The sequence below is a fragment of the Heliomarina sp. genome, assembly GCF_052826185.1.
The window spans coordinates 234,284-255,310 of the sequence record NZ_JBRBUI010000017.1 but is presented as its reverse complement, the minus strand read 5'-3'; the positions used below and the strand labels follow the sequence as shown (position 1 = coordinate 255,310).

At 59.1% G+C, this 21,027-nt stretch carries 21 protein-coding genes and 1 tRNA gene; 6 read left to right on the top strand and 16 right to left on the bottom strand.

The features are described 5' to 3' along the window. Positions 1-165 precede the first annotated feature (165 nt). A tRNA-Gly gene (locus ACU0FH_RS06530) sits at positions 166-239 on the bottom strand. 907 nt (positions 240-1,146) lie between these two features. On the opposite strand from ACU0FH_RS06530, the gene ACU0FH_RS06525 reads away from it, so the two are divergent. Both ACU0FH_RS06525 and ACU0FH_RS06520 read left to right on the top strand, forming a co-directional pair. After that, positions 1,147-1,317 carry a hypothetical protein gene (locus ACU0FH_RS06525; RefSeq protein WP_446193883.1) on the top strand — a complete coding sequence of 57 codons (171 nt, stop codon included), beginning with the start codon at positions 1,147-1,149 and terminating at the stop codon, positions 1,315-1,317. 24 nt (positions 1,318-1,341) lie between these two features. Further along, positions 1,342-2,259: an aminotransferase class IV gene (locus ACU0FH_RS06520; protein WP_446193882.1), complete on the top strand. Its 918-nt coding sequence runs from the start codon at positions 1,342-1,344 to the stop codon at positions 2,257-2,259. A 106-nt stretch (positions 2,260-2,365) separates the two neighbouring features. Here ACU0FH_RS06520 and ACU0FH_RS06515 read toward each other — a convergent pair whose 3' ends face one another. From ACU0FH_RS06515 to ACU0FH_RS06455, 13 genes are all read right to left on the bottom strand, one after another. Continuing rightward, positions 2,366-2,713, bottom strand: coding sequence for a cupin domain-containing protein (locus tag ACU0FH_RS06515; RefSeq protein WP_446193881.1), 348 nt, complete (start codon positions 2,711-2,713; stop codon positions 2,366-2,368). 15 nt (positions 2,714-2,728) lie between these two features. Beyond that, positions 2,729-4,117: an NAD(P)/FAD-dependent oxidoreductase gene (locus tag ACU0FH_RS06510; RefSeq protein WP_446193880.1), complete on the bottom strand. Its 1,389-nt coding sequence runs from the start codon at positions 4,115-4,117 to the stop codon at positions 2,729-2,731. 7 nt (positions 4,118-4,124) lie between these two features. Further along, positions 4,125-4,859, bottom strand: a complete 735-nt coding sequence (locus ACU0FH_RS06505; RefSeq protein ID WP_446193879.1) for an NTP transferase domain-containing protein — start codon at positions 4,857-4,859, stop codon at positions 4,125-4,127. Then, a complete protein-coding gene (locus tag ACU0FH_RS06500; protein WP_446193878.1) occupies positions 4,856-6,349 on the bottom strand; it encodes an aldehyde dehydrogenase family protein in 1,494 nt (497 codons plus the stop codon). Before ACU0FH_RS06500 ends, ACU0FH_RS06505 begins: the two co-directional genes overlap by 4 nt. A 13-nt stretch (positions 6,350-6,362) precedes the next feature. Further along, complete coding sequence (locus ACU0FH_RS06495; RefSeq protein WP_446193877.1) at positions 6,363-7,868, bottom strand: aldehyde dehydrogenase family protein; 1,506 nt, start codon at positions 7,866-7,868, stop codon at positions 6,363-6,365. A 9-nt stretch (positions 7,869-7,877) separates the two neighbouring features. Next, positions 7,878-8,903, bottom strand: a complete 1,026-nt coding sequence (locus ACU0FH_RS06490) for an aminoglycoside phosphotransferase family protein (RefSeq protein ID WP_446193876.1) — start codon at positions 8,901-8,903, stop codon at positions 7,878-7,880. Further along, positions 8,900-9,244 (bottom strand): cupin domain-containing protein, encoded by a 345-nt coding sequence (locus ACU0FH_RS06485; protein WP_088632030.1) that lies wholly within the window; start codon positions 9,242-9,244, stop codon positions 8,900-8,902. Before ACU0FH_RS06485 ends, ACU0FH_RS06490 begins: the two co-directional genes overlap by 4 nt. Before the next feature lie 12 nt (positions 9,245-9,256). After that, positions 9,257-9,616, bottom strand: coding sequence for a cupin domain-containing protein (locus tag ACU0FH_RS06480; protein WP_446193875.1), 360 nt, complete (start codon positions 9,614-9,616; stop codon positions 9,257-9,259). Further along, positions 9,613-10,899: a glycosyltransferase gene (locus tag ACU0FH_RS06475; protein WP_446193874.1), complete on the bottom strand. Its 1,287-nt coding sequence runs from the start codon at positions 10,897-10,899 to the stop codon at positions 9,613-9,615. Before ACU0FH_RS06475 ends, ACU0FH_RS06480 begins: the two co-directional genes overlap by 4 nt. 41 nt (positions 10,900-10,940) lie before the next feature. Beyond that, on the bottom strand, positions 10,941-12,002 hold the full coding sequence (locus ACU0FH_RS06470; RefSeq protein ID WP_446193873.1) for an ABC transporter ATP-binding protein: 1,062 nt from the start codon (positions 12,000-12,002) through the stop codon (positions 10,941-10,943). Beyond that, positions 11,999-12,790 (bottom strand): ABC transporter permease, encoded by a 792-nt coding sequence (locus ACU0FH_RS06465; protein ID WP_238370818.1) that lies wholly within the window; start codon positions 12,788-12,790, stop codon positions 11,999-12,001. Before ACU0FH_RS06465 ends, ACU0FH_RS06470 begins: the two co-directional genes overlap by 4 nt. After that, positions 12,783-13,643, bottom strand: a complete 861-nt coding sequence (locus tag ACU0FH_RS06460; protein WP_446193872.1) for an ABC transporter permease — start codon at positions 13,641-13,643, stop codon at positions 12,783-12,785. The genes ACU0FH_RS06465 and ACU0FH_RS06460 overlap by 8 nt, the downstream gene beginning before the upstream one ends. A gap of 95 nt (positions 13,644-13,738) precedes the next feature. Continuing rightward, entirely contained in the window at positions 13,739-14,785 is a 1,047-nt protein-coding gene (locus tag ACU0FH_RS06455) for a polyamine ABC transporter substrate-binding protein (protein ID WP_446193871.1), read from the bottom strand. A 199-nt stretch (positions 14,786-14,984) separates the two neighbouring features. Here ACU0FH_RS06455 and ACU0FH_RS06450 point away from each other — a divergent pair, with 199 nt between their 5' ends. The 4 genes from ACU0FH_RS06450 to ACU0FH_RS06435 all read left to right on the top strand — a co-directional run bounded on the left by ACU0FH_RS06450 (position 14,985) and on the right by ACU0FH_RS06435 (position 19,462). Then, a complete protein-coding gene (locus ACU0FH_RS06450) occupies positions 14,985-15,917 on the top strand; it encodes a GntR family transcriptional regulator (protein ID WP_446193870.1) in 933 nt (310 codons plus the stop codon). Then, on the top strand, positions 15,914-17,188 hold the full coding sequence (locus ACU0FH_RS06445; protein WP_446193869.1) for a glycosyltransferase: 1,275 nt from the start codon (positions 15,914-15,916) through the stop codon (positions 17,186-17,188). Before ACU0FH_RS06450 ends, ACU0FH_RS06445 begins: the two co-directional genes overlap by 4 nt. 163 nt (positions 17,189-17,351) lie before the next feature. Then, complete coding sequence (locus ACU0FH_RS06440) at positions 17,352-18,179, top strand: DUF2092 domain-containing protein (protein WP_446193868.1); 828 nt, start codon at positions 17,352-17,354, stop codon at positions 18,177-18,179. Next, positions 18,179-19,462: a peptidoglycan-binding protein gene (locus tag ACU0FH_RS06435; RefSeq protein ID WP_446193867.1), complete on the top strand. Its 1,284-nt coding sequence runs from the start codon at positions 18,179-18,181 to the stop codon at positions 19,460-19,462. The genes ACU0FH_RS06440 and ACU0FH_RS06435 overlap by 1 nt, the downstream gene beginning before the upstream one ends. 46 nt (positions 19,463-19,508) lie before the next feature. On the opposite strand, the gene ACU0FH_RS06430 is transcribed toward ACU0FH_RS06435, so the two are convergent. Continuing rightward, entirely contained in the window at positions 19,509-20,294 is a 786-nt protein-coding gene (locus ACU0FH_RS06430; protein WP_446193866.1) for an ABC transporter permease, read from the bottom strand. Next, positions 20,291-21,025 (bottom strand): ABC transporter permease, encoded by a 735-nt coding sequence (locus tag ACU0FH_RS06425; protein WP_446194158.1) that lies wholly within the window; start codon positions 21,023-21,025, stop codon positions 20,291-20,293. The genes ACU0FH_RS06430 and ACU0FH_RS06425 overlap by 4 nt, the downstream gene beginning before the upstream one ends. Positions 21,026-21,027: the final 2 nt, after the last annotated feature.

Genomic DNA, 21,027 nt, shown 5'->3' with positions numbered 1-21,027 from the left:
TCAACCCATGATGTGGGGCCTAGGTTTCATCCCGCCATGCCGAGGAAAGCACATGAATCCTGCGCCGATGCACAGAAAAATGATTTGCCGTCAAAGAGTCGTCGGCACAGCACGGCAACAACCGCAGCGCATAACGGCAGAACAACAGTTTCATAAGAGATTTTCTGGAGCGGGCGGCGGGAATCGAACCCGCGTCATTAGCTTGGAAGGCTAAGGTCTTACCACTACACAACGCCCGCTCTGCGCTGCCCGAGATATTCCAATGAGGTTTGGGGGTCAAGCTCGAAGTCAAATTCACCGGCCAAGCGCGCCTTGGCCGTAATGCGATTGTCCACAGTGTAGGCTCGCCTTTACCGCCAATCTCCCAAGCACGAAGTATGCCGTTTTTCGTTCGTTTGCACTTTGGATTTGCGCTGCTATGGAACACAGATGTGTGCCGTTTGATGCCTATCAGTTTCATCGGCTGCAAGAAGGTCTTGCCAGCGAGATTGCTATGACAATTGCGAACCGAGCGGTGCTCGCGGTTCCAATGGGCTGCAAACGCGGCCAATAGCGCCAGCCGTGCAATCCGGATCCGTAATCATCTCTGGGCGTCCGCCCTCGTCAGGCTTTGCATGAACCGGTTCTTGCGGTTCTGAATATTATCCCGAAGAATACATCAGGCGTCGTCTATGCGATCTTGCGTAATCATCTCGATTATCTACTGGTGCACGTGACACGAGCGTTCCAGAACCTGTTCGCCTTGAGTAAATCGCGCAACGCGGCGCAGGGACGTCGAGCAAACAATCGTGGCAATAGATATGCGCACCTTATCGCGACCAGCGTGGCCGCCGAAAAGGGGACTTGGCCGCCTGCTTCACTGACGGGCAGTGCTCGATTTCATGTTCGGCAGGCCCGAGAGTTGGCCAGGCCTGGCTGCCCGTTGTGCTCATTGTCCAAAGGTTTTTCATTTAGCCATCTCACTTGGCAATCGCCATCTACCAGCTCAGAATCCTGACAATATCAAGCTCTTACCCCGAAGAATGATCTTCGTATCATGGGGACGGCGCTGTACACTGACCTGATGGAGATCAACCTGCTATCAGTCAATTGGACCGCCGGGAGCAAGTCGAGAAAACTTTTGCATTCGATCAATGAGTGCGCTCCTTGCTTCTCGTGACGCATCAATTCGGCTTTCCCTACCGCTTTGCCCCCTATGTCATCTATCTCTATGACGGCGAGGCATATGGGACCGGCGCAGCCGAACAGGTATTCCGCTATCCGCGAAAAAAGAGAAAAACTGCGCTTTTACTGCGTTTCTCCGAATTCTATCTTTGAAATACCTCTGAGAAAGGGACAATAATGACTTCCGCTTCCAGCGCACAGGCCTATGACGGCGATCCCCGCAATGAAGATGTGCTTGTATATGTGAACGGCGATTTCGTGCACCGTGACAAGGCCAGCGTCTCCGTCTTCGATGCCGGCTTTGTGCTTGGTGACGGCATCTGGGAAGGTGTCCGGCTGGTCAACGGGAAGCTGCTGTCCATCGACCTGCATATGGACCGGCTATTCGAGGGCGCCAAGGCGATCTCGATGGATATCGGGATGACCCGCGAAGAGGTCGTACAGGCGATTATGGACACCTGTGACAAGAATGGGTTCACCGACAACACACATATCCGACTGATGATCACGCGCGGCCGCAAGACCACGCCCAATCAGGACCCGCGTTTCATGGCCTCATCCGCGACGGTGGTGATCGTGGCCGAGCTCAAGAAGCCACGCGCAAGCTTTGCAGAAACCGGGTTGTCGCTGTTCACCGCGACCTATCGGTGCTCGACACCCGACGTGTTCGATCTGCGTCTTAACTCGCACAGCCGTCTGAACCTGATTCAGGCGCTGATACAGGCCATTGCTGCGGGCGCGGACGAAGCACTGATGCTCGACCAGCGCGGCATGGTAGCAAGCTGCAACTCCACCAACTTCTTCATCATCCGCAAGGGCGAACTCTGGACCTCGCCGGGGCTCTATTCCTTCAACGGAATCACGCGTCAGCATGTTTTCGACCTCTGGGGCCAAGAGATCGGCGCGGCCCATATGAGAGATTTTACGCTGGCCCAGACCTATTCCGCAGATGAGGTTTTTGTGACCGGCACGCTTGGCGGGATTACCCCTGTAACCAAAATCGACGGGCATGTGATCGGCGATGGCAAACCCGGGCCACTGACGAAACGCGCCGCGCAAACTTATTGGGACTGGGTTCGGGACAGTTGCGCTTAGGATACCGGCTAGGGGCCTGTGCACTTGCCAGAGGATGCGCGGAGTACGTACTATTTGCCCCGAAAAGACGCGTTCTCGCATGGTAGAGACAGAACTGGTGGTCCCGTCAGCTCAGGATGAAGAACACTTTGCGGACATGGGTCAGGTTTTCCCATGTCCCCGAGAACCCGGCAGCCACGACAAAGCTGTCCCCCGGTCCGAATTCCTCAGATTGACCGTCGGCATCCGTCAGACGAACCTTCCCCTCGAGGATGTGACACATCTCGTCATAGTCGCAGGTGCAGCGTTCCAGATGCGGGCCGGCCTCCCAGATGCCGCTGATCGCTCCCTTTTCCGTCGCCTCGAAACAGCGCCAGCTCTTGCTGGTATAGGGTGTATCGACGGCAGCCGGGTCGTCGGTAACGGTTTCGCGCGGGGCGGTTGCCGTGTCGAATGCGATTACGTTGGCGGGCATGGTATTCAGGTGTCCTTATGAATCAAAGCCGATGCCAAAGGCATCAAATCCGCGTAGCAGCATGGCGCGCTTGCCGGTCGCGTCTTCCTTGGCCAGCCGCTTTTGCATCATGCTGACCGCAAGACTACGGAACGGCTCGGGCGGGAAAGGTACCGGCATCCGGCGATGCATCGAGAGGCTGGTGCGTTCGGTTTCCACGCCTTCCAGCAGATCCAGCATGGTCAGGCCTGCGAAACGGCTCGCGGATACGCCCTGCCCCGTGAAGCCAAGCGCATAGGCGACGCGTCCACCACAGGCGGTACCGGTGAAAAAGGTCGACCGGGCCGAGGTGTCAATGATGCCACCCCAAGCATAGGCGAAATTCACGTCCGACAGGGAAGGGAAAGCCTCGGCAAACTGGCGCGCCAGCAGGTCGAACGTCTCTTCACGGTACAACAGATTTCGTTCGCGGCTGCTGCCATAGTGATAGATCGCATCGAAGCCGGCCCAGAGCATCCGGTTATCCGCTGTCTTGCGCAGGTAGTGGAACTGGTTGCCGCTATCGGCAACACCGTAGCGGCCGGTCCAGCCGATCCCGGCCAACTGAGCGTCACTCAGCGGTTCGGTCACCAGTGAGTAGTCAAAGATCGGGATGATCGTCGGCCGCAGACGCCGGATAAGCGGCACGGCCGCGTTGGTGGCGAGGATAACCTTTGAAGCACGGATCTGCCACCCTGCGGTTTGCAGGCTGATCCCGCCGCTCTCCTGTTTCAGGGCTGTCACCGGCGTATTCTCGTGAAGCATTACGCCTCGGTTGATACAGCAGTCGCGCAGCCCCGCGACCAACATGGCCGGATTCACGAGCGCGTAGTTCGGCTCGAAAAGGCCCGTGCTATAGACAGGGCTGTCAAATCTCTCACGCAGGGCGTCGCCTTCGAGCAAACTATACTCAATTCCGAACCGGTCATAGTTCCGGGCCATGGATTTCAGCCCGTCCGCCTGCCAGGGCGTGGCCGCGATGTTCAGCTTGCCGCTGCGCTCGAACCCGCCGTCAATTTGATAGTCATCCAGATCACGGGCAAGCTCGTCGAGATTTTCCCGTCCGAGCCGGATCAGTCTTTCGGCTTCGTCGGGCCAGCGATTGAGCGCGTTGGACACACCATGCGAGATTGAAGGAGCGCAAAAGCCACCGTTTCGGCCAGATGCCTCACCGCCGCAGCGCGCGGCCTCGACAAGGACGATACGCGCACCCGGATCGCGCTCCCGGGCCTTGAGCGCGCTCCACAACCCGGTAAAGCCGCCGCCGATCACGGCCAGGTCGCAATCGACGCTGCCGCTCAGCGCCGGGCAGGCCGGGCCTTGCTCGACCGTGGACAACCAGAACGGGGTCGTGACCGCTCCTGCAAGTTTCTCTTTTACTTCCATGACGTTCTCACCGGGCGGCCTCAAAACGATTTTCAAGCTCGGCCAATTCTTCGAGCGAGTTCACGCCGGCGACCTCGTCGGGCTGAGTTTCAACGACGGCGATACCGTGCGACTCCGCCCGCGCCAGAGCAACAATGTCGGTGAGGTAATATTCGCCTTTGCCATTGTCGTTACCAACCTGCGTCAGCAAGGGAAACAACAACTCCGACCGTGCGGCCAAGATGCCGGAATTGCAAAGATCGATTTCCCGTTCTTCCGGGCTTGCATCCGCATGTTCGACTATGCGCTCAAGCCGTCCCTCCGCATCCGTGAGAAGGCGACCGTAGCTGCGGGTATCTTCCGGACGGAACCCAAGCACGGCAAGCGCATCGCCGCCCTGCACGGCCTCGGCCAGCCGCCGCATGGTTGTCGCGGTGACCAGCGGGACGTCGCCGTAAAGGACCAGAACGACACCGGCAAAACCGTTCAGCGCCGGCTCGGCCATGAGCACCGCATGCCCGGTTCCCAGTTGCGGATCCTGCACCACGGTTTCGAGATCGGGAAAGGCGGCGCGGATCTGTTCGCGTTCCGCCCCGACGACCAGAACTGATCGTGTAGCGCCCAGCGCGTCGAGGCTTTCAAGCAAATGTGCCAGCATAGGGCGCCCGGCCAGCGGGTGCAGAACCTTGTGAAGATCGGATTTCATCCGCGTGCCCTTGCCCGCTGCCAGAACGACGGCGGCAATCGGTTGTTCCTGCGTCATTCGGCAGATTCCGGTTCGATATACCAGCCCCAGCTTTCGGAATGGTCAAACCGGGTGATCTGCTTGGTCTCGCGGAAGGCGGCAAAACCGGCCGTGCCCAGTTCGCGTCCAATGCCCGATGACTTATACCCGCCCCACGGCACCTGCGTGAAAGTCGGCTGTGAGCAGTTGATCCAGATGATCCCTGCCCGCAGCTTCGCCGCGACACGTTCGCAGCGATCGAGATCATCCGACATCACCGCACCGGCAAGCCCATAGGCACTGTCATTGGCCAGTGTCAGGGCGTCTTCCTCGGTATCAAAGGCGTTGATGCAGACGACCGGGCCGAAAATCTCTTCGCGCCAGATTTCCGCATCGGTCGGCACATCGGCAAAGATCGTCGGCGCGATGAAATACCCGGTGTTCATCCCATCGGGACGCCCGCCACCGGTTACCAGCTTTGCACCGCTGGACTTACCGGAGTCGATTGCCGCCATGACCTTGTCGTATTGAAGCTTGTTCACGATCGGTCCCAGCTTGACGCCGTCTTCGTCGCCCGCGCCGATCTTGATTGCTTCCGTGACCTCGGTCAGGCGTGCCATCAGTTGCGGATAAAGGTTCTTTTGAACCAGCACGCGGGACGTGGCCGAGCAGACCTCGCCCTTGTTCCAGAATATCCCGAAAACGATCCATTCGACCGCCTTGTCGATGTCACAGTCGTCAAAGACGATAAAGGGCGATTTGCCACCAAGCTCCAGCGAAACGGTGCGGATGCCCGCCGCCGCTGCTGTCATCACCTTGCGACCGGTGGCAACCGAACCAGTAAAGGCCAGCTTGTCCACCAGCGGATGATCCGTCAACGCCTGCCCGGCCTCTGGGCCCGTGCCTGTGATCAGGTTGAAAACACCTGCAGGAAGATCTGCGGCATCGATGATTTCTGCAAGGATCGCGCAGGTCACGGAGCAATGTTCGGACGGTTTCAGAACGATGCAGCAGCCCGCCGCGAGCGCGGGCGCGACTTTCCAGACCGCCATAAGAAGCGGGAAATTCCACGGCGTGATTGCGCCCACGACCCCGAGCGGTTCGGTGCTGACGGTGCTTTCAAACCGCGCATCACCTACGTCGACCGGGGTCGGGCCGTTGGCCGCGTCGGTCTCAGCGAGATCGGCGTAATATTCGAATACGAAAGCGGCATCGCCGATGTCCCATTCCGCCTCGGGGAGCGGCTTGCCGTTGTCGGCTGTCTCCAAAGCGGAAATCTCGGCAAGGCGATCCGATATGCCCTTCGAGATCCGGCGCAGCGCCGCGGCTCGCTCGGCTGCAGGCATGCGCGGCCATGGTCCTTCGTCGAAAGCGCGCCGCGCGGCACGCACGGCCTTGTCGACGTCCTCCGCCTGCCCTGCCGCGATATGCGCAAAGACCTCTTCGGTTGCGGGGTTCACGGCGTCAAAACTGCCGCCGGCGACAGGCGCGGCAAAGGAACCGTCGATATAAAGCTCTGTGATCTTCATGCTCTAACCTCTCTTACGAAAGTTTCCGCCCGCCAGCTTCCAGGAACCAGTCATCCGGATACGGATACCACCAGTCCTGGCGCACCGGCTTATGATCCATGATGACCATCTTGGACCGGCGGAAAGCGTCGAGCCCCTGCCGCCCAAGCTCACGCCCTATGCCGGAGCTCTTCCAGCCGCCAAAGGGCAATGCGTCATTGTCGATCATCGGGTTGTTAATCCAGACCATTCCGGAATCGAGCCTTTCATGCGCTTCGTGTGCTTCCTCCAGCGAGATCGTGAAGACCGAAGCGCCAAGCCCGAACTCAGAATTGTTCGCACCCTCGATTGCTGCGTCGAAATCGGGCACGCGGACGATGGCAGCAACCGGGCCAAAGCATTCCTCGTGCAAAATATCCATGTCATCGGTGCAATCGGTCAGGATAGTGGGTTCGTAAAACCAGCCTTTGGTCTGTGCCGGGGGAACGCGACCGCCGCAAACCACGGTCGCGCCTTTAGCGACGGCATCGGCGACGAGGCGTTCGACCTTCTCACGGGCTGCCTTGCTGACCAGCGGACCTATTTCGGATTTGTCCAACCCGTTACCTATCCTCAGCCGGGCCGTTTCGGCTGCGAAGGCATTGACGAAATCGTCATGCACGCTGTCGACCACATACATGCGTTCGGTCGAGGTACAGACCTGCCCGGACATGTGGAACGCGCCGGTCACCGCACCGGCGGCGGCGACCTCGATGGGTGCGTACGCGGTGATAATCATCGGATCGGATCCACCAGCCTCAATGACCGCCGGTTTCATCTTGGCGGCGGCAGCGGCGGCCACGGCCTGTCCGGCCTTGACCGAACCGGTAAAGGCCACCGCATGGGTCATCGGACTCTCCACCAGTGCTTTGCCAACCTCGGCACCGCCCGGAAGACACGCGACGAGACCTTCAGGCAGCCCCTCGAAAACTTTCATGAACTCCAGGGTCGACAAGGTTGTCGCTTCGGCCGGTTTGATAACGCAGCCATTTCCGGCTGCAAGCGATGCGGCAACGGTCCAGCACATCAGCAGGACGGGGAAATTGAACGGCATGATATGGACCGATACGCCAAGCGGTTCGTATTTGGCGAACTGGAAAGAGCCGAGCTGCGTCGTACCGGCGATCTTGCCTGCCTCGTCCCGGGCCATTTCGGCGTAATAGCGGAAGATGGGCGCGCAATTGGCCAGTTCCCCGATGGCTTCGGGATATGGCTTGCCCATTTCCCGGCTCATGATGATCGAACATTCGGTAAGGTCGGCATTCTCGATTCGGTTGGCCAGATCGTGAAGATGCTTGGCCCGCGATTTCGCATCGACCATTTTCCATCCAGCCTGTGCTTTGGTGACAGCCTCGAGAACCGTTTGCATTTCATCACCCGTCACCTCTACGCGGGTGCCAACGGGTTCCAACGTCGCGGGGTCGATCACTTCATGCGTCCTGCCCCGGCTCTTGCGGAAACCGGGCAAAAGAAAGTAACGGGCGATGTTCAAATCAGACATCTGGTATCCTTAGGTATGCTTGGCAATCGCCGCACCGGCATCGCGCCATTCGGGGATTGTCTTGTCGATAAGTTGTTTTATTTCGTGCAGTTGCGCCGCAGCGAAAGCCGCCTGCATCTGGCGCAGGACGCGCGGCATGAAAGTGAGATAACCGGGCTTTCCGTCACGCTTTGCGAGTCGCATGAACACTCCGGCGATCCGCGTGTGACGCTGCGCGCCCAGCAAATGATAGCGATGGGCGATCGTGTCAGCGCCATCCGCCTGTTCCAGAGCACGTTCGATGTAATGCGCCAGCATTTTCGCTTCGATCCCATTGGAAAGATCGCGGCGTGCGTCCTGCAGGAGGGACACCAGATCGTATTCCGCAGGGCCGAGAACCGCGTCCTGAAAGTCGAGCAGACCGCAGCGTTGAATACCTCCGCGCCCTTCAAGTTCCATCAAGTTATCCACGTGAAAATCACGCAGAACGAGGGTTTGCGGAGCGTTTTTCAGCGGCTCGAGCGCCTTGGCCCAGAGCGTCCGGAATTCTTGATCGAAACCAGCCACGTCCTCATCCGGCCTTAGCGCCCCAAGGAACCATTGGGAAAAGATAGAAAGCTCGTCCAGCAGGGTCGCGAGATCGTATTCAGGTGCGGTAACATCGGCGGCCAAAGGGTGCCCGTGCAGATGCAGAAGCGCATCCGTGGCAAGACGATAGAGCTTTTCCTCGTCAACGCCGCGCGCCAGTTGGGCGCTGTAGGTCGTCAGGCCGAAATCTTCGATCAGGGCAAGACCGACTGCCGGGTCCGCCCCGATCACGCGCGGAGCGCTTAGACCCAGCGTATTCAGATGCCGCGCGATGCGCAGGAAGGCCGCGAACCCGACTGGATCGGTGCGATCTTCCATAAGCAGTAGCTCGGCCCCTTTAAGCCGCAGATAACGGCGCGCCGAGGCATCACCCGGCAGCGCAGCAATGCTTGCCCGGGCATGTCCATGCCGCGCCAGAAAAGTCGCGACAGGCGGTTCCAGCTGTAAAGGGGCCAGAGCGAGGTTCATCGGATCATGTAGACCTTTTTGACGGTCTCATGGACCGTGCAGACGCCCTTCCAGTCCTGCGGGAAAAAGGCCGCAGTATCCGGCGTGATCTCGATAACGTCGCCACTCTCATGGACATAAGTACAACGTCCTTCAAGGAAATGGCAGAATTCGTCCTTGGTCACGTGGCATTCCCATTTGCCGGGCGTGCAGATCCACAAGCCGCATTCCGACTGGCCATCCGGCCCTTTGTGCAGAACCTTGCCGCTGGTGCGGGATTCACCTTCGATCATCGTCGGGATCACGCCCCAGTCGACGGTATCCGTGACCTCGAGAGGTTTGTTCATCACAGGCGTTTTCATCGCATCGCTTCCTTAGCTGAGCATGTAAATGTTGCGGATGGTCTCGAAGATCTCGGCTTCGCCTTCCCATCCGGCCGTAAAGAGGACGCAGGTTCCCGCCGTCACGTAGATGACCTCGCCATCGTCAGAGCGGTACTGCGCCCGCCCCGAAACGAAATGGCAGAATTCGTCGCGCGGGACAGAGATGCGCCAGCGACCGGGCGTGCAGACCCAGATCCCGGATTCAGGGCTGTTGTTCGGCCCTTTGTACAATAGCCGCCCAGTGGAGTGCGACGCGCCCTCAAGCGCGTCGGGCTGGGGGCCCCAATCCACAAGGTCGTCATAAGTGCAGGCCTCGTGAATATGAGGGGCCGAGGCGTTTAAGTCCGTCATTTGTCACCGTCCAGCAGGCCGGTCAGCAGGCGTGCGGCCTTAACCGGGCCTTCGCACCCTTGCATATGGGTCGAGATCTTTTCGAGCCGCGCCTTCATGTCGGGATCGGTCAGGCAAGTTTCGAGTTTGGCGATCAGCTCCTCGTCTTCCCAGTCATAGCGGTGCGATTTGAACCCATAGCCGGTTTCCTGCACGCGCATCGCATTGTCATGGCCGTCCCAGACATAGGGCATGATGATCGCGGGCTTGCCGAAGTAGAGGCATTCGGTGAACGAGTTGTTGCCACCGTGATGGATGACGGCATCGACCTGCGGGATGACCGATGGCTGCGGATACCAGCTGTCGATGATGACGTTGGGCGGAATATCGGAATATTCGTCCTTGTAGTCCCCAACATTCACCAGCGCCCGATAGCGGGTCTTGCCGATCAGGGTGATCAACCGCTTGAGCAGGTCGGTATCGCCGGAACCGAGCGAGCCGAAGGACACGTAGAGCAACGGGCCATCATTGTTGGCTTTGAACTCTGGCACCTCATAAGGCGCATCTTCGCGCACGCAGCCTTCGAGGTATTGGAAACGCGCCGGATCGAGCGGATTGTCCCGCTTGTAGGTCAGCGGCTCGGGATAGAGCATCAGGTTCAGGTAGGGCGAGGCCTCGAAGAACTCACCGATCTTGTAGGCGTCTTCGCCGCATTCGGCGAGGAAGGCGTTGAAATCGTCGTGGATCGGCTTGATGACTTCTTCGAAACGGGCGCGGAACGCCGCGTGGCCTTCGGTGTCGTTCTCGGCCATGCCTGACAGGTGCGGCGGAATGGCAGGGTCTTCGATTTCGTTCTCGGAGCAGGAAATGATCCGCACCCAAGGCACACCATATTGCTTGATCGCCGGGAAGAGGATCACGTTATCGACCGCGATCACGTCCGGTTTGATCTTGTCGAGCACGCCCGGCAGATCCTTTTGCGCCCACTTGGCGCTGTCGACGATCGCTTCCCAGCATTCCTTGACGTAGTTGTCGATCTGGTCGATCGGCTCCTTGCGGAAGTTAGGGATGTGGCCGTTGATGAAGTCTTCCCAGAACTTTGCCATTTGCTCGGGGGGCATCGGCTCGGAGAGCGCAACAGGATGCGCTTCGAAACCGTAGCCTTCGTAGACTTCGACGAAACCCGGATCCGACAGGAATACCACCTTGTGACCCATCGCGGTCAGGGCCTGAGCGATACCAACAGAGTTGAGCGCCGGTCCAAAGGCGGCTTCGGGGAAAAGGGCGAAAGTCTTCTGTTCCATGTGTTCTCCTGTTGGAAAGGCACCGTTTGCGGCGCTGTGTTTTATGCAGGGAAAATGCGTGTGTCCCGGGCAGACCAGCCCAGCGTGATCCTCTGCCCGACTTGGGGCGAAAGCCGTTCGGCCACATCAGCCGTCAGGCGTGAAATGACCGGTGTTTCGGCAAGGGGCGTTTTGACATGCAAAAGCAGATCCAGCCCGTGATAGGCGATATCCGTGATCTCGCCCGCGAGGCTGTTTTCGCCTTGGGTTTCGACACCCAGACGTTCCGGTCGGATGGCGGCGACAGCCGCGCTTCCCCCGGCCAGTTCGGGCGCGTCGGCGGCGCGGATCAGCGGCCCCTCCTTGCCCTGATACCCGCCGGATGCCACCGACACCGGCAGGAAATTCATGACCCCGATGAAATCCGCCGCAAAGCGGGTTTCGGGGTATTCATAAATCTCGCGCGGCGTCCCGACCTGAAGCAGTGCCCCATCCTTCATGATGGCGACGCGGTCGGCCATGACCAGCGCTTCTTCCTGGTCATGGGTCACGACGATAAAGGTAATGCCGAACTCATGCTGAAGCCGCTTGAGTTCAAGCTGCATCTCGCTGCGCAGCTTCTTGTCCAGCGCACCGAGCGGTTCGTCGAGCAGCAGGACCTTGGGCCGTTTCACCAGCGCGCGCGCAAGGGCCACCCGCTGACGTTGCCCGCCGGAAAGCTGATCAGGTTTGCGCCCGCCCAGATGGCCCAGCTGGATAACCTCAAGAATTTCCGATACGCGGGATTTAATCTCGGCCTTGGCAAGCCGATCCATTTCCAGCCCATAGGCGATGTTCTGCGCTACGGTCATATGCGGGAAAAGCGCATAGGACTGGAACATCAGATTCACCGGTCGCTTGTTCGGTGGCATCGCGGCGATCGACGCGCCTTCAAGCAGAATATCACCGCCGCTTGGTGCTTCGAAACCGGCCAGCATGCGCAAAAGGGTCGTCTTGCCGCTGCCAGATGCGCCAAGAAGCGCAAAGAACTCGTTGCGATGGATGTCCATCGTGACCCCGGCCACCGCCTGCGCCGAGCCGAAGTTTTTCTTGATATCCCGAAGTGAAAGAAGAGGAGTGGTCATTGTCCCGGCAGACCTCCGCGGTTGAGCCGTTGCGACAGGGCCAGCGCGACGACGGAAACCGCCATCACCACTGTTGCCAGCGCATTAATTTCAGGGGTCACGCCAAATCGGATCATCGAAAAAATCTGCATCGGGAGCGTGATCGAAGACCGCCCTGCCCCGGCTGTGAAAAAGGCGATAATGAATTCATCGACCGACAGGGTGAAGGCGAGAAGCGCACCCGCAAGGATCGCGGGCATCAGCACCGGCAGAACAACCCGGCGCATCGTCGTCGCGGTCGTCGCGCCAAGATCATTGGACGCCTCGACAATGGACCAGTCGAAGCTTTTCAACCGGGCGCGGACCACCGCGCTGACGAACGCAAGGTTGAACACCACGTGGCTCACGATGATTGTATGCAGCCCCATCTTCACGCCAAGCAGTGAGAAAAAGCTGAGCAACGCGATGGCAAGTACAATGTCGGGGATGATCATCGGCGCGAAAATCATGGTTTCCAGCCATTTGCCGTTGCGGCGGCGTATCTCGACGCCGACAGCCAGCAAGCTGCCAAGGATCGTTGACAGGAGGGTCGAGAAAATTGCCACGATCAAGGTGTTACCGGCGGCCCGAAGGATGTCCTTGTTGGCCAGCAACTCGCCATACCATTTCACCGAAAAGCCGGTCCATGCGGTTGGCAGACCACCTTCGTTGAAGGAAAGCCCGACCAGCACCGAGATCGGCAGGTAGAGAAAGGCAAAAACCAGCCCGAGGATCAGCAGCATCAGGCGAAAGGTGTTCCGGTCAGCCATTGTCGCCTGCCTTTCCGCCCGAGGCACGGTCAGAAACCGTCGCCTGTGCCATCAAAAGCCCTAGCATGACCATTATCAGAACCATCGAAAGAGCGGCGCCGAACGGCCAGTCATTCGCTGTCAGGAATTGCGCATAAACGAGGTTGCCGATCATCTGGAACTGTCCGCCGCCCAGCAGCGCCGGGGTGACGAAATTCCCGATCGACAAAACGAAGACAAAGACAAAACCCGTTGCGATGCCCGGCACGGTCATCGGCAAAACGACGCGTCGGAACGTGGTCCAGCCCGAAGCGCCAAGATCGCGCGACGCCTCGGAAATTTCCGGGTTCAGCCGGGACAGAGGTGCGTAGCAGCTGAGGATCACGAACGGCAGGTAGTTATAGATCAAACCGATCACCACGGCCTGTTCAGTATAGAGCATGCTGGGCAATTCACCTTCGAACCCGACCCATCGGGCAAGGTTGACGATCAATCCTTCGCGGTTCAGCAGCACGATCCACGCGTAGGTCCGCACAAGATAGTTGGACCAGAACGGCAGTACGGCGAAGAACAGCAGGGCCGACTGACGATGGCGCGGCATGGCCGCGATGGCATAGGCAGCCGCGTATCCGAGGATAGAGGCGATCCCGGCGGCCAGTCCGGCGATCCACGCGGATTTTAGGAAGATTTGGGCATAGAGCGGGTCGAAAACCAGCGCAATGTTTTCGAGCGTAAAGGTATATTCGATACCGCCGTACATCCCGCGCCGGAAGAAGGCGAGCACGAGGATTAGCAGGCAGGGCACCACCATTAGGCCGAACAGCCACAGCAGGGCCGGGGACATCAGCAATATGGGTCTTCGGTCTGTGGTCATGGGTCCTGTCATTCCCGGGTGTGCCCGGTTCTGCGGTCAGTTCGAATTGGAGGGGATGGCTCCCCCGGCACGATACGGCCGGGGGAGTCAAAGGCTTAGTTGGCAGCCTTGATTTCGGACACGACGCGCGAGTAGTCACGCTGGGCTTCACCTACGTCGCGCAGCTGTTCGTATTCCATCATGTCGGCAGGTTTCATGCCCATGTTGGGGAATGTTTCGATCAGGCTGGCGTCGAGACCTTCCATCGCCGCCTGATTGGGCACTTTGTAGAGAATATTCTCGGCGGCCCAGCGATGGTTGTCCGCGTCGAGGATGTAATCGACAAAGTCATAGGCCGCATCCTTGTTCTCGGACGCCTTCATGATTACCATCGTATCGACCCAGAGGTCCGAACCTTCTTCGGGGATGGTGTACTTGATCTCGGCATTTTCGGCGATGCCGTAGTTGCACCATCCGTCCCATGCCTGCACCAACTCGGCCTCGCCGGATACCAGCTTGGCGTAGAACGTCGTGTCATCATAGGCGAGCAGCGTGCCCTTGGCGTCGATGAGAAGATCGCGCACCTCCGCCATCTTGTCGGCATCGGTTTCGTTCACCGAATAACCAAGCGCAAGCTGACCCGCAGCCAGCAACCAGCGGTCGGTTGCCAGCATGGTCGTCTTGCCGGAAACGTCGTCAGACGGTTTCAGCAGATCATTCCACGACGTCGGCTCAGAAACGAGATCGGAACGATAGCAAAGCCCCGTCGTGCCCCATGCGTAAGGCACCGAGAAACTGTTACCCGGATCATGCGGCAGTTCGGTTGCCTCGGCGTACAGGTTCGAAAGGTTGGGCAGCTTGGAATGGTCGAGCTCTTCGGCAAGGCCCAGCTTGCTCAGCACTTCGGCGAAAGGCGAAGATACGAATACAACATCATATCCCTCTCCGCCCGAGGCGATCAGCTTGCCCATGATCTCTTCGTTGGTGGCGTGCAGAACCAGTTCAGCTTCGTTGCCGGTTGCCTCGTTGAAATTGTCGATGGCGTCCGCTGCCATGTAACCATCCCAGTTTGAAACCGTCAGCGGCTCGGCAAATGCGGTAGAGCCGAGAGTGGCCAGCGCGGCGCTCAGGCACAGGCCGGCACCGATAATACGTTGTGTCATTAACAGACCTCCATGTCGTTTTATTGTCAGCGCCGGTTCCTGATGGTCCGGCCGATTTAGTCTTGCGATTCTTACCGATCACGATAGGGTCAGTATTAATACGTCCAAAAAAACGTCAATTTGTATTTGCTGTCCTTTTACAAATGGATGCCGGACGAACCGAAATTGCTTATAAAATCCCCGGACAAGAGACCAAGCCATGCCCCGGACCCGCAGCAACACGAGACGCAACCACCTGCTGCTTGCCCGTCAGATTATTGAGGTCGCTCTTGAAAAGGGTATGAGTGCGGGCGATCACCTGCCGGAAAAGGTGTTCTCGGAGGCCTGCGGCGTTTCTCGAACGCCCATCCGATCAGCCCTCAAGATACTGGAAAATAAAGAAATTGTCACAAGACGCGAGGAAGAAGGTTTCTTTCTTGTTGTAGGGCCAGAACAGGGGCTTGCGGAACAACCGTCGCAGATTGGAGAGGTCGAAGATTCTCTGGCGGCAAGAATACTGTCTGATCGGGCAGAACGCCGCATCGGAGATGTTCAATCTGTCAGCGCTTTCGTGCGGCGTTATTCGGTTCCGCGCTCGGCGGTACTAAATGCTCTAAAAATACTGACATCGGAAGGGATAGTTGCACAATTGCCTGGTCGGACATGGGCTTTCCAGCCGATGCTTGATACCCCCAATGCAATCGGCGAAAGTCTCGACTTCCGGCTGATGCTGGAACCGCAGGCCATCCTGGCTCCGGGATTTTCGATGGACAGCCAGAAGGTCGGACTTGTGCGCCAACAGATGCAGGATTTCCTTGATCGGCCCAACGGTCGGATGAGTTCGGCAGGCTTTCTGAAGCTCGACTGCGACTTTCACGCGTTTATCGCGGAAAGCTCTGGGAACAGGTTCGTTCGCGGCGCGCTTCTGGCGCATCAAAGACTTCGCCAGACGACCCAAAAAGACATGGCCCTGCCGGAATACCGCCTGCGTCAGTCACTAGAAGAACACCTCGACATTCTGGACAGTCTTGAGCGGATGCAACTGGATCTTGCTGCCGATCAGATGGTGTTACACCTGCGCCGATCCCAGATCCGTCGGCCCAAAGCGGCCAATAGGGGTATCATGCCTTTGGGACGCGGAGCGCTGAGATGAGCGAAGCGCCGGTAATCGCCTTTTTCCCCGAAGCAAGCTTTGGCTCTGCGTTGAATTGCGTCGGCATCGCGCAACAGTTGCAGCGATCCGGTGCCGTGCCGGTGTTCATCTGTCACCCGGGTTTCACCGGTGTTTTTGCCGAATACGGGTTCAAGGAATACCACCTGACGCAGGGCGCGGCGACGAGCCAGCAGACCGAAGAAACCTGGCAATCCTTCGTGACTACCCACCTGGAGCACTTCGATCTCGACCCTAAGGCGCAGTTGACGACCTATGTCGCCCCGACTTGGGAAGCGATTGTCGACACCGCGATTCAGGCCGAAGACGGCCTACAAAGACTGCTGAAGCGCATCCAGCCCGATGGCATCGTGCTTGACAATGTCATCATGTTCCCAGCCATCGCGAACGCGGGCGTGCCTTGGATCAGGGTTGTATCCTGCGCTGAAACAGAATTGCCAGACGTCAACGTGCCGCCCTACCTGTCCGGCCTGACCGCCAGCGATCCGGCTTGCGCGCCATTTCACGAAGAATATCTGAGAACCACGGCGGCGGCGCATCGGCGATACAACAGTTTCCGAAAGAAACGTGGCCTGCCAGCTGTCGAGGACGGGCTGTTTCTTGAAACCTCGCCCTATCTGAACCTTCTTCTTTCGCCATCGGCAGTGAGGTACGACCGCGCAAATCCGCTGCCCGATGACCTCTTCGTTTTCCTCGAAGGCTGCGTCAGAGAAGAAGCGCGCTTTGACACGCCGCCCCTGCCAGTCAACGATGGCCCGCTTGTCTATGTCAGTTTCGGAAGCCTCGGCGCAATTGACACCGATCTGATAAGCCGCATGATTTCGGTCTTTTCTGCGATCCCGGCCCGGTTCTTCGTGAATGTCGGCGGATTTCTCGAATACTACACCAAAGTGCCCGACAACGTGTACCTCGGCAGCTGGTTCCCGCAACCTTCGATTGTCGAGCAGGCCGATCTCTTTATCCATCACGGCGGCAACAACAGCTTCTGCGAGGCGCTGTACTTTGGCGTTCCTTCGCTGGTCATGCCCTATTGCTGGGATGGGCACGATAACGCGGCTCGGGCTGCGGAAACCGCCACGGGCATCCATATGAACCGCTCGAAATGGGAAGATGCGGAATTGGCGACCGCCATGACTACGCTCTTTTCCGATCAGGAGATACACGCCCGTCTTGCCGACATATCGGCCCGAATGAAGTCGGATCTTGGCACAGAAAAAGCCGCGGATCATATCATGCGTGTGCTGCGCCCTTAACGCTGAGCAGATCGATAGACGTGGCATGTTACCACGCGCACCCTCGCAACCTCTGAAGATCACCACAATTGGAGACTTCAATTTAGGGTTGTGTTAACCTTTTGACACGAATCGATTTTTCCCGCGCTTTAATGCGAGAGCCGATGACGGAGTAATCTCTACCGTGTCGCCATTTCGACCCCTTGCCGTAATCACCAGCATTCTCCTTGCACAGGCCGTTTGGGCGCAGACCGATGCGCAGGAAGCGGAACCGCCGATAGATCCGCAAGCCGTGGAACTTTTGACAAGTGCCGCCGACTTTCTCGCGGCGCAGCCCGTGTTTTCCTTTGACTGGTTCGTATCCTACGACGACGTCATCGACGGACGGGAAAAGCTGACTTTTACCCGCAGCGGTTCAAACCTGATGTCGCGTGACGAGGGGTTCTATTCTTTCTCGCAGACCGGAGAGGACTCGCGCGAATATTTCTTTGACGGGTCCACGGTGGTGATCGCCGATGTCGAAGAGGATGCCTATGTCATGGCGCCATTCGATGGCGATTTTGACGCGCTGGTCGATCGCATCGCGCTTGAATACGATCTGCACCTGCCGATCTGGGAGATCATGAGCGTCGATCCGGGCGCAGCCTTACTGCGCGACGCAAGCGCCGCAGCCTATCTGGGCACGACCTCGATTGCAGGTCATCCCGCTCATCACCTTGCCTTCGCGAGCTACGAGCGGGACTGGCAGATATGGATATCCACCGACCCGGAACTTCCGGTCTTGATGATGATCGTCGGCACGGACCCTTATGCGCAGGGTTGGCCACAGTACCGGGCCTATTTCATGGACTGGGATTTTGCGCCCAAGGTGGAAACCGGGAGTTTCCAATACGTCCCGGGCGAAAACAGTGACCGCATGGTCTGGCCCAAGGTCAGCACTGAGTTCCTCGGTCAGGCCGACAGCCTGCCATCGGATGATCCCGAGGCGGATGCAAATCGGGAGGATCAGTGATGAAACGGTTACTCGTGGGGGTGCTGTCATTTCAACTGGCCTTCATGACCTCTCCCGAAGCCGTCATCCGGTTCGACTTCAGCCTTGATCGCGCCGAGGCGCGGGGCAATGGCCGCGCGGGCGGATTTCATGGCGTGCCGAAAAGGAGCGGAGGCGCGAAAACCCGCCCCGCGAGAGCCGGTGCAAGTGCGCCCCGACCTCGCCCGTCTGTACAACGTCCTGCCAGCAAACCAGCGATCAAGCTCCCCAACCGGCCATCGACACGACCAGCAGCGAAACCCGCCACGCGGCCCGGAATTGCGCCCGGTGGCAACCTTGCACGCCCCGCGAACAAGCCGCAGGGGCTGAAGCCACCCGGGAACCGTCCGCCGATTGCCAAACCGCCGGGCAACCGCCCGATTACCTCGAACCGGCCCGGCAATCGGCCACCGGTTACACGCCCGGGCGGCAACCGCCCACCGATAGCGGTACGCCCGCCGGGCAACCGCCCTCCCGGTGCGCGCCCGCGTCCTCCCGGCAACCGACCTCCCATAGCCAACCGTCCGCGCCCACCGGGCTGGCACCCGCCGCACCATCATCCGCCCGGCTGGCGCCCACCCTATGTGCCACCGCCCTACTACCGCCCACCTCATAACTACTGGGGCGACTATCATTACAACGATGGCTGGGGATGGTTCTTTACCGCCGCGATGGTCGGTGGAACGATGGCCTTTGTCTCGTCGCTGCCGGATAACGATTGCAACAAGGTCTCGGACAGTGGTGAAACGCTCTATGAATGCGACGGCAAGCTCTACCGCTCGACCTATTATAAGGATGAGCAGGTCTACGAGATAGTTTCCGATCCCCCCGGTGAGACAGCGGCGCCCATGGAACCCCAAAGCGTTATCGGGCTTGCCCTGACTTCGCCGATGACGCGCGGCGAAGTGGTACGTGACCTGCAACTGCTGCTCACCGACTATGGGTATGATACAGGCGGCGCGGACGGGATATTTGGCAGCGGGACGGAAACGGCGCTGCAATGGTTCCAGTACGACAACGGGCTGGACACGACCGGTGTTGTCGATCCGGCAACCGCCGCCGCCCTTGGTTACAGCTCTCCGGCGGCCCCCACCAACGTCCCGGCAGCATCGCCCGAAGCTGCTGGAACCACGCCTCCGGTCGAGGCGATGCAAGAGGCACCCGCTGCCGATAGCGGTCAAACTTCTACAGCCCCTCCGGCCGCGCAGCCATCGACCGAGGAAGCCAACCCGCTACCGGTGCCCGTGCCGCCTCCCAGCGACTGAAAGGAAAGCCCCGCGCAATGCAAGCAAAGCGCGCGGCTTTCGCAGGTTATCGACGCTGAATGGCGCTTGGCACTTGCTGTTCAATCCGCCGGAAGAAAAAGGCGATGATCCCGGCAATCACAAGATAGACCAGCGCCAGCAACAACAGCGGTTCGTAGACGATCAGCGTATCGGCCCTGACACGGGAAGAAACCGCGTAGATGTCGATGACGGTGATCGTGGCCACCAGCGGTGTCGCCTTGAGCTGCAGGATCGTTTCGCCCCCCAGCGTAGGCAGTACGTTGCGGATAGCCTGTGGCAGCCAGATGCGTCGGAACACCGCAAACGGACGCATGCCATAGGCTTTGGCCGCTTCAAGCTGTCCCTTACCGACGCCGGAAAAGGCACCCCGCATCACTTCGCCTTCGTAACCGGCGTAGGACAGCGTCAGCGCCAGAACCGCATAGGGCCAAGCTTGCCGCAGATATGGCCAGAGTTCGCTCTGCCGGATCGCCGGGAATTGCGGAAAGAGCGACCCCAGGCCGTAATACAGAAGCCAGATCTGCAAAAGCAGCGGTGTGCCACGGATCACGGTACAAAAGACGCGGGCCGGTGCCGCCAGATACCAAGGCCCGACCGCCTGCGCCAAACCCAGCGGAATCGCGAGGAGAAACCCGAGTATCGTCGTGACGACCAACAGCCAGATGGTGCGCCATAACCCTCCCAGTGCGAGCGGCGCATACTTTGGCAGCCAGTCCCAGCGCAGCGACAAAGCGCACCAAACGACAAAGGCCAGAAAAAGAAGGATCAGCACGATCCGATGCGGTTTGAGAAGATCACGCAGCCCGATCATCGTGGACCCCCTCTGAGCGAGGGTTGCCCGCGTCTTGCCCATCGCTCGATACGGCCAAAAATGACCTGTGAAAACAGCGTCACGATGAGATAAAGCACACCTGCTGCGAGGAAAAAGGTGAAATAGGCCCGCGTACTTGCAGCGGCCTGACGCGTCTCAAGCGTCAATTCGCTGAAGCCGACGATAGCCAGCAGAGCCGTATCCTTGGTCGCGATCAGCCAGAGATTGGCCAGACCCGGCGTCGCAAAGGACATCATGGCCGGAATGGTCACCCGCCGCATCAGCATCAGCGGGGGCATGCCAAAGGCCCGCGCGGCCTCAATCTGCCCAGGCGGCACCGCCTGAATGGCACCGCGTAAAACTTCGATGGAATAGGCGCCCTGAACGACGCCCAGCACCCAGATCCCCGCAACGACACCGGAAATCTCGACGCGGCCATAGCCCATCGCCTCCGAGACCTTGTTGATCAGGTCGCTGCCCAGATAATAAAGGATCAGGATCAGAACCAACTCCGGAACGGCCCGGATCACGGTTGTATATACGGCAAGCAGATCGCGAAGGATCGGCCCGCCGTACAGTTTTCCATAGGCCCCGAACAGCCCGATCACCAGCCCCATGCCAAAGGCGCCAAAGGCGATCTGGAGGGAATTCAGCAGACCGCGTACCAGATTGCCGCCCCAGCCCGGCGGAGACAGCGAAAGCAACTCCGCGCTTTGGGCCAGACCAAGCATGT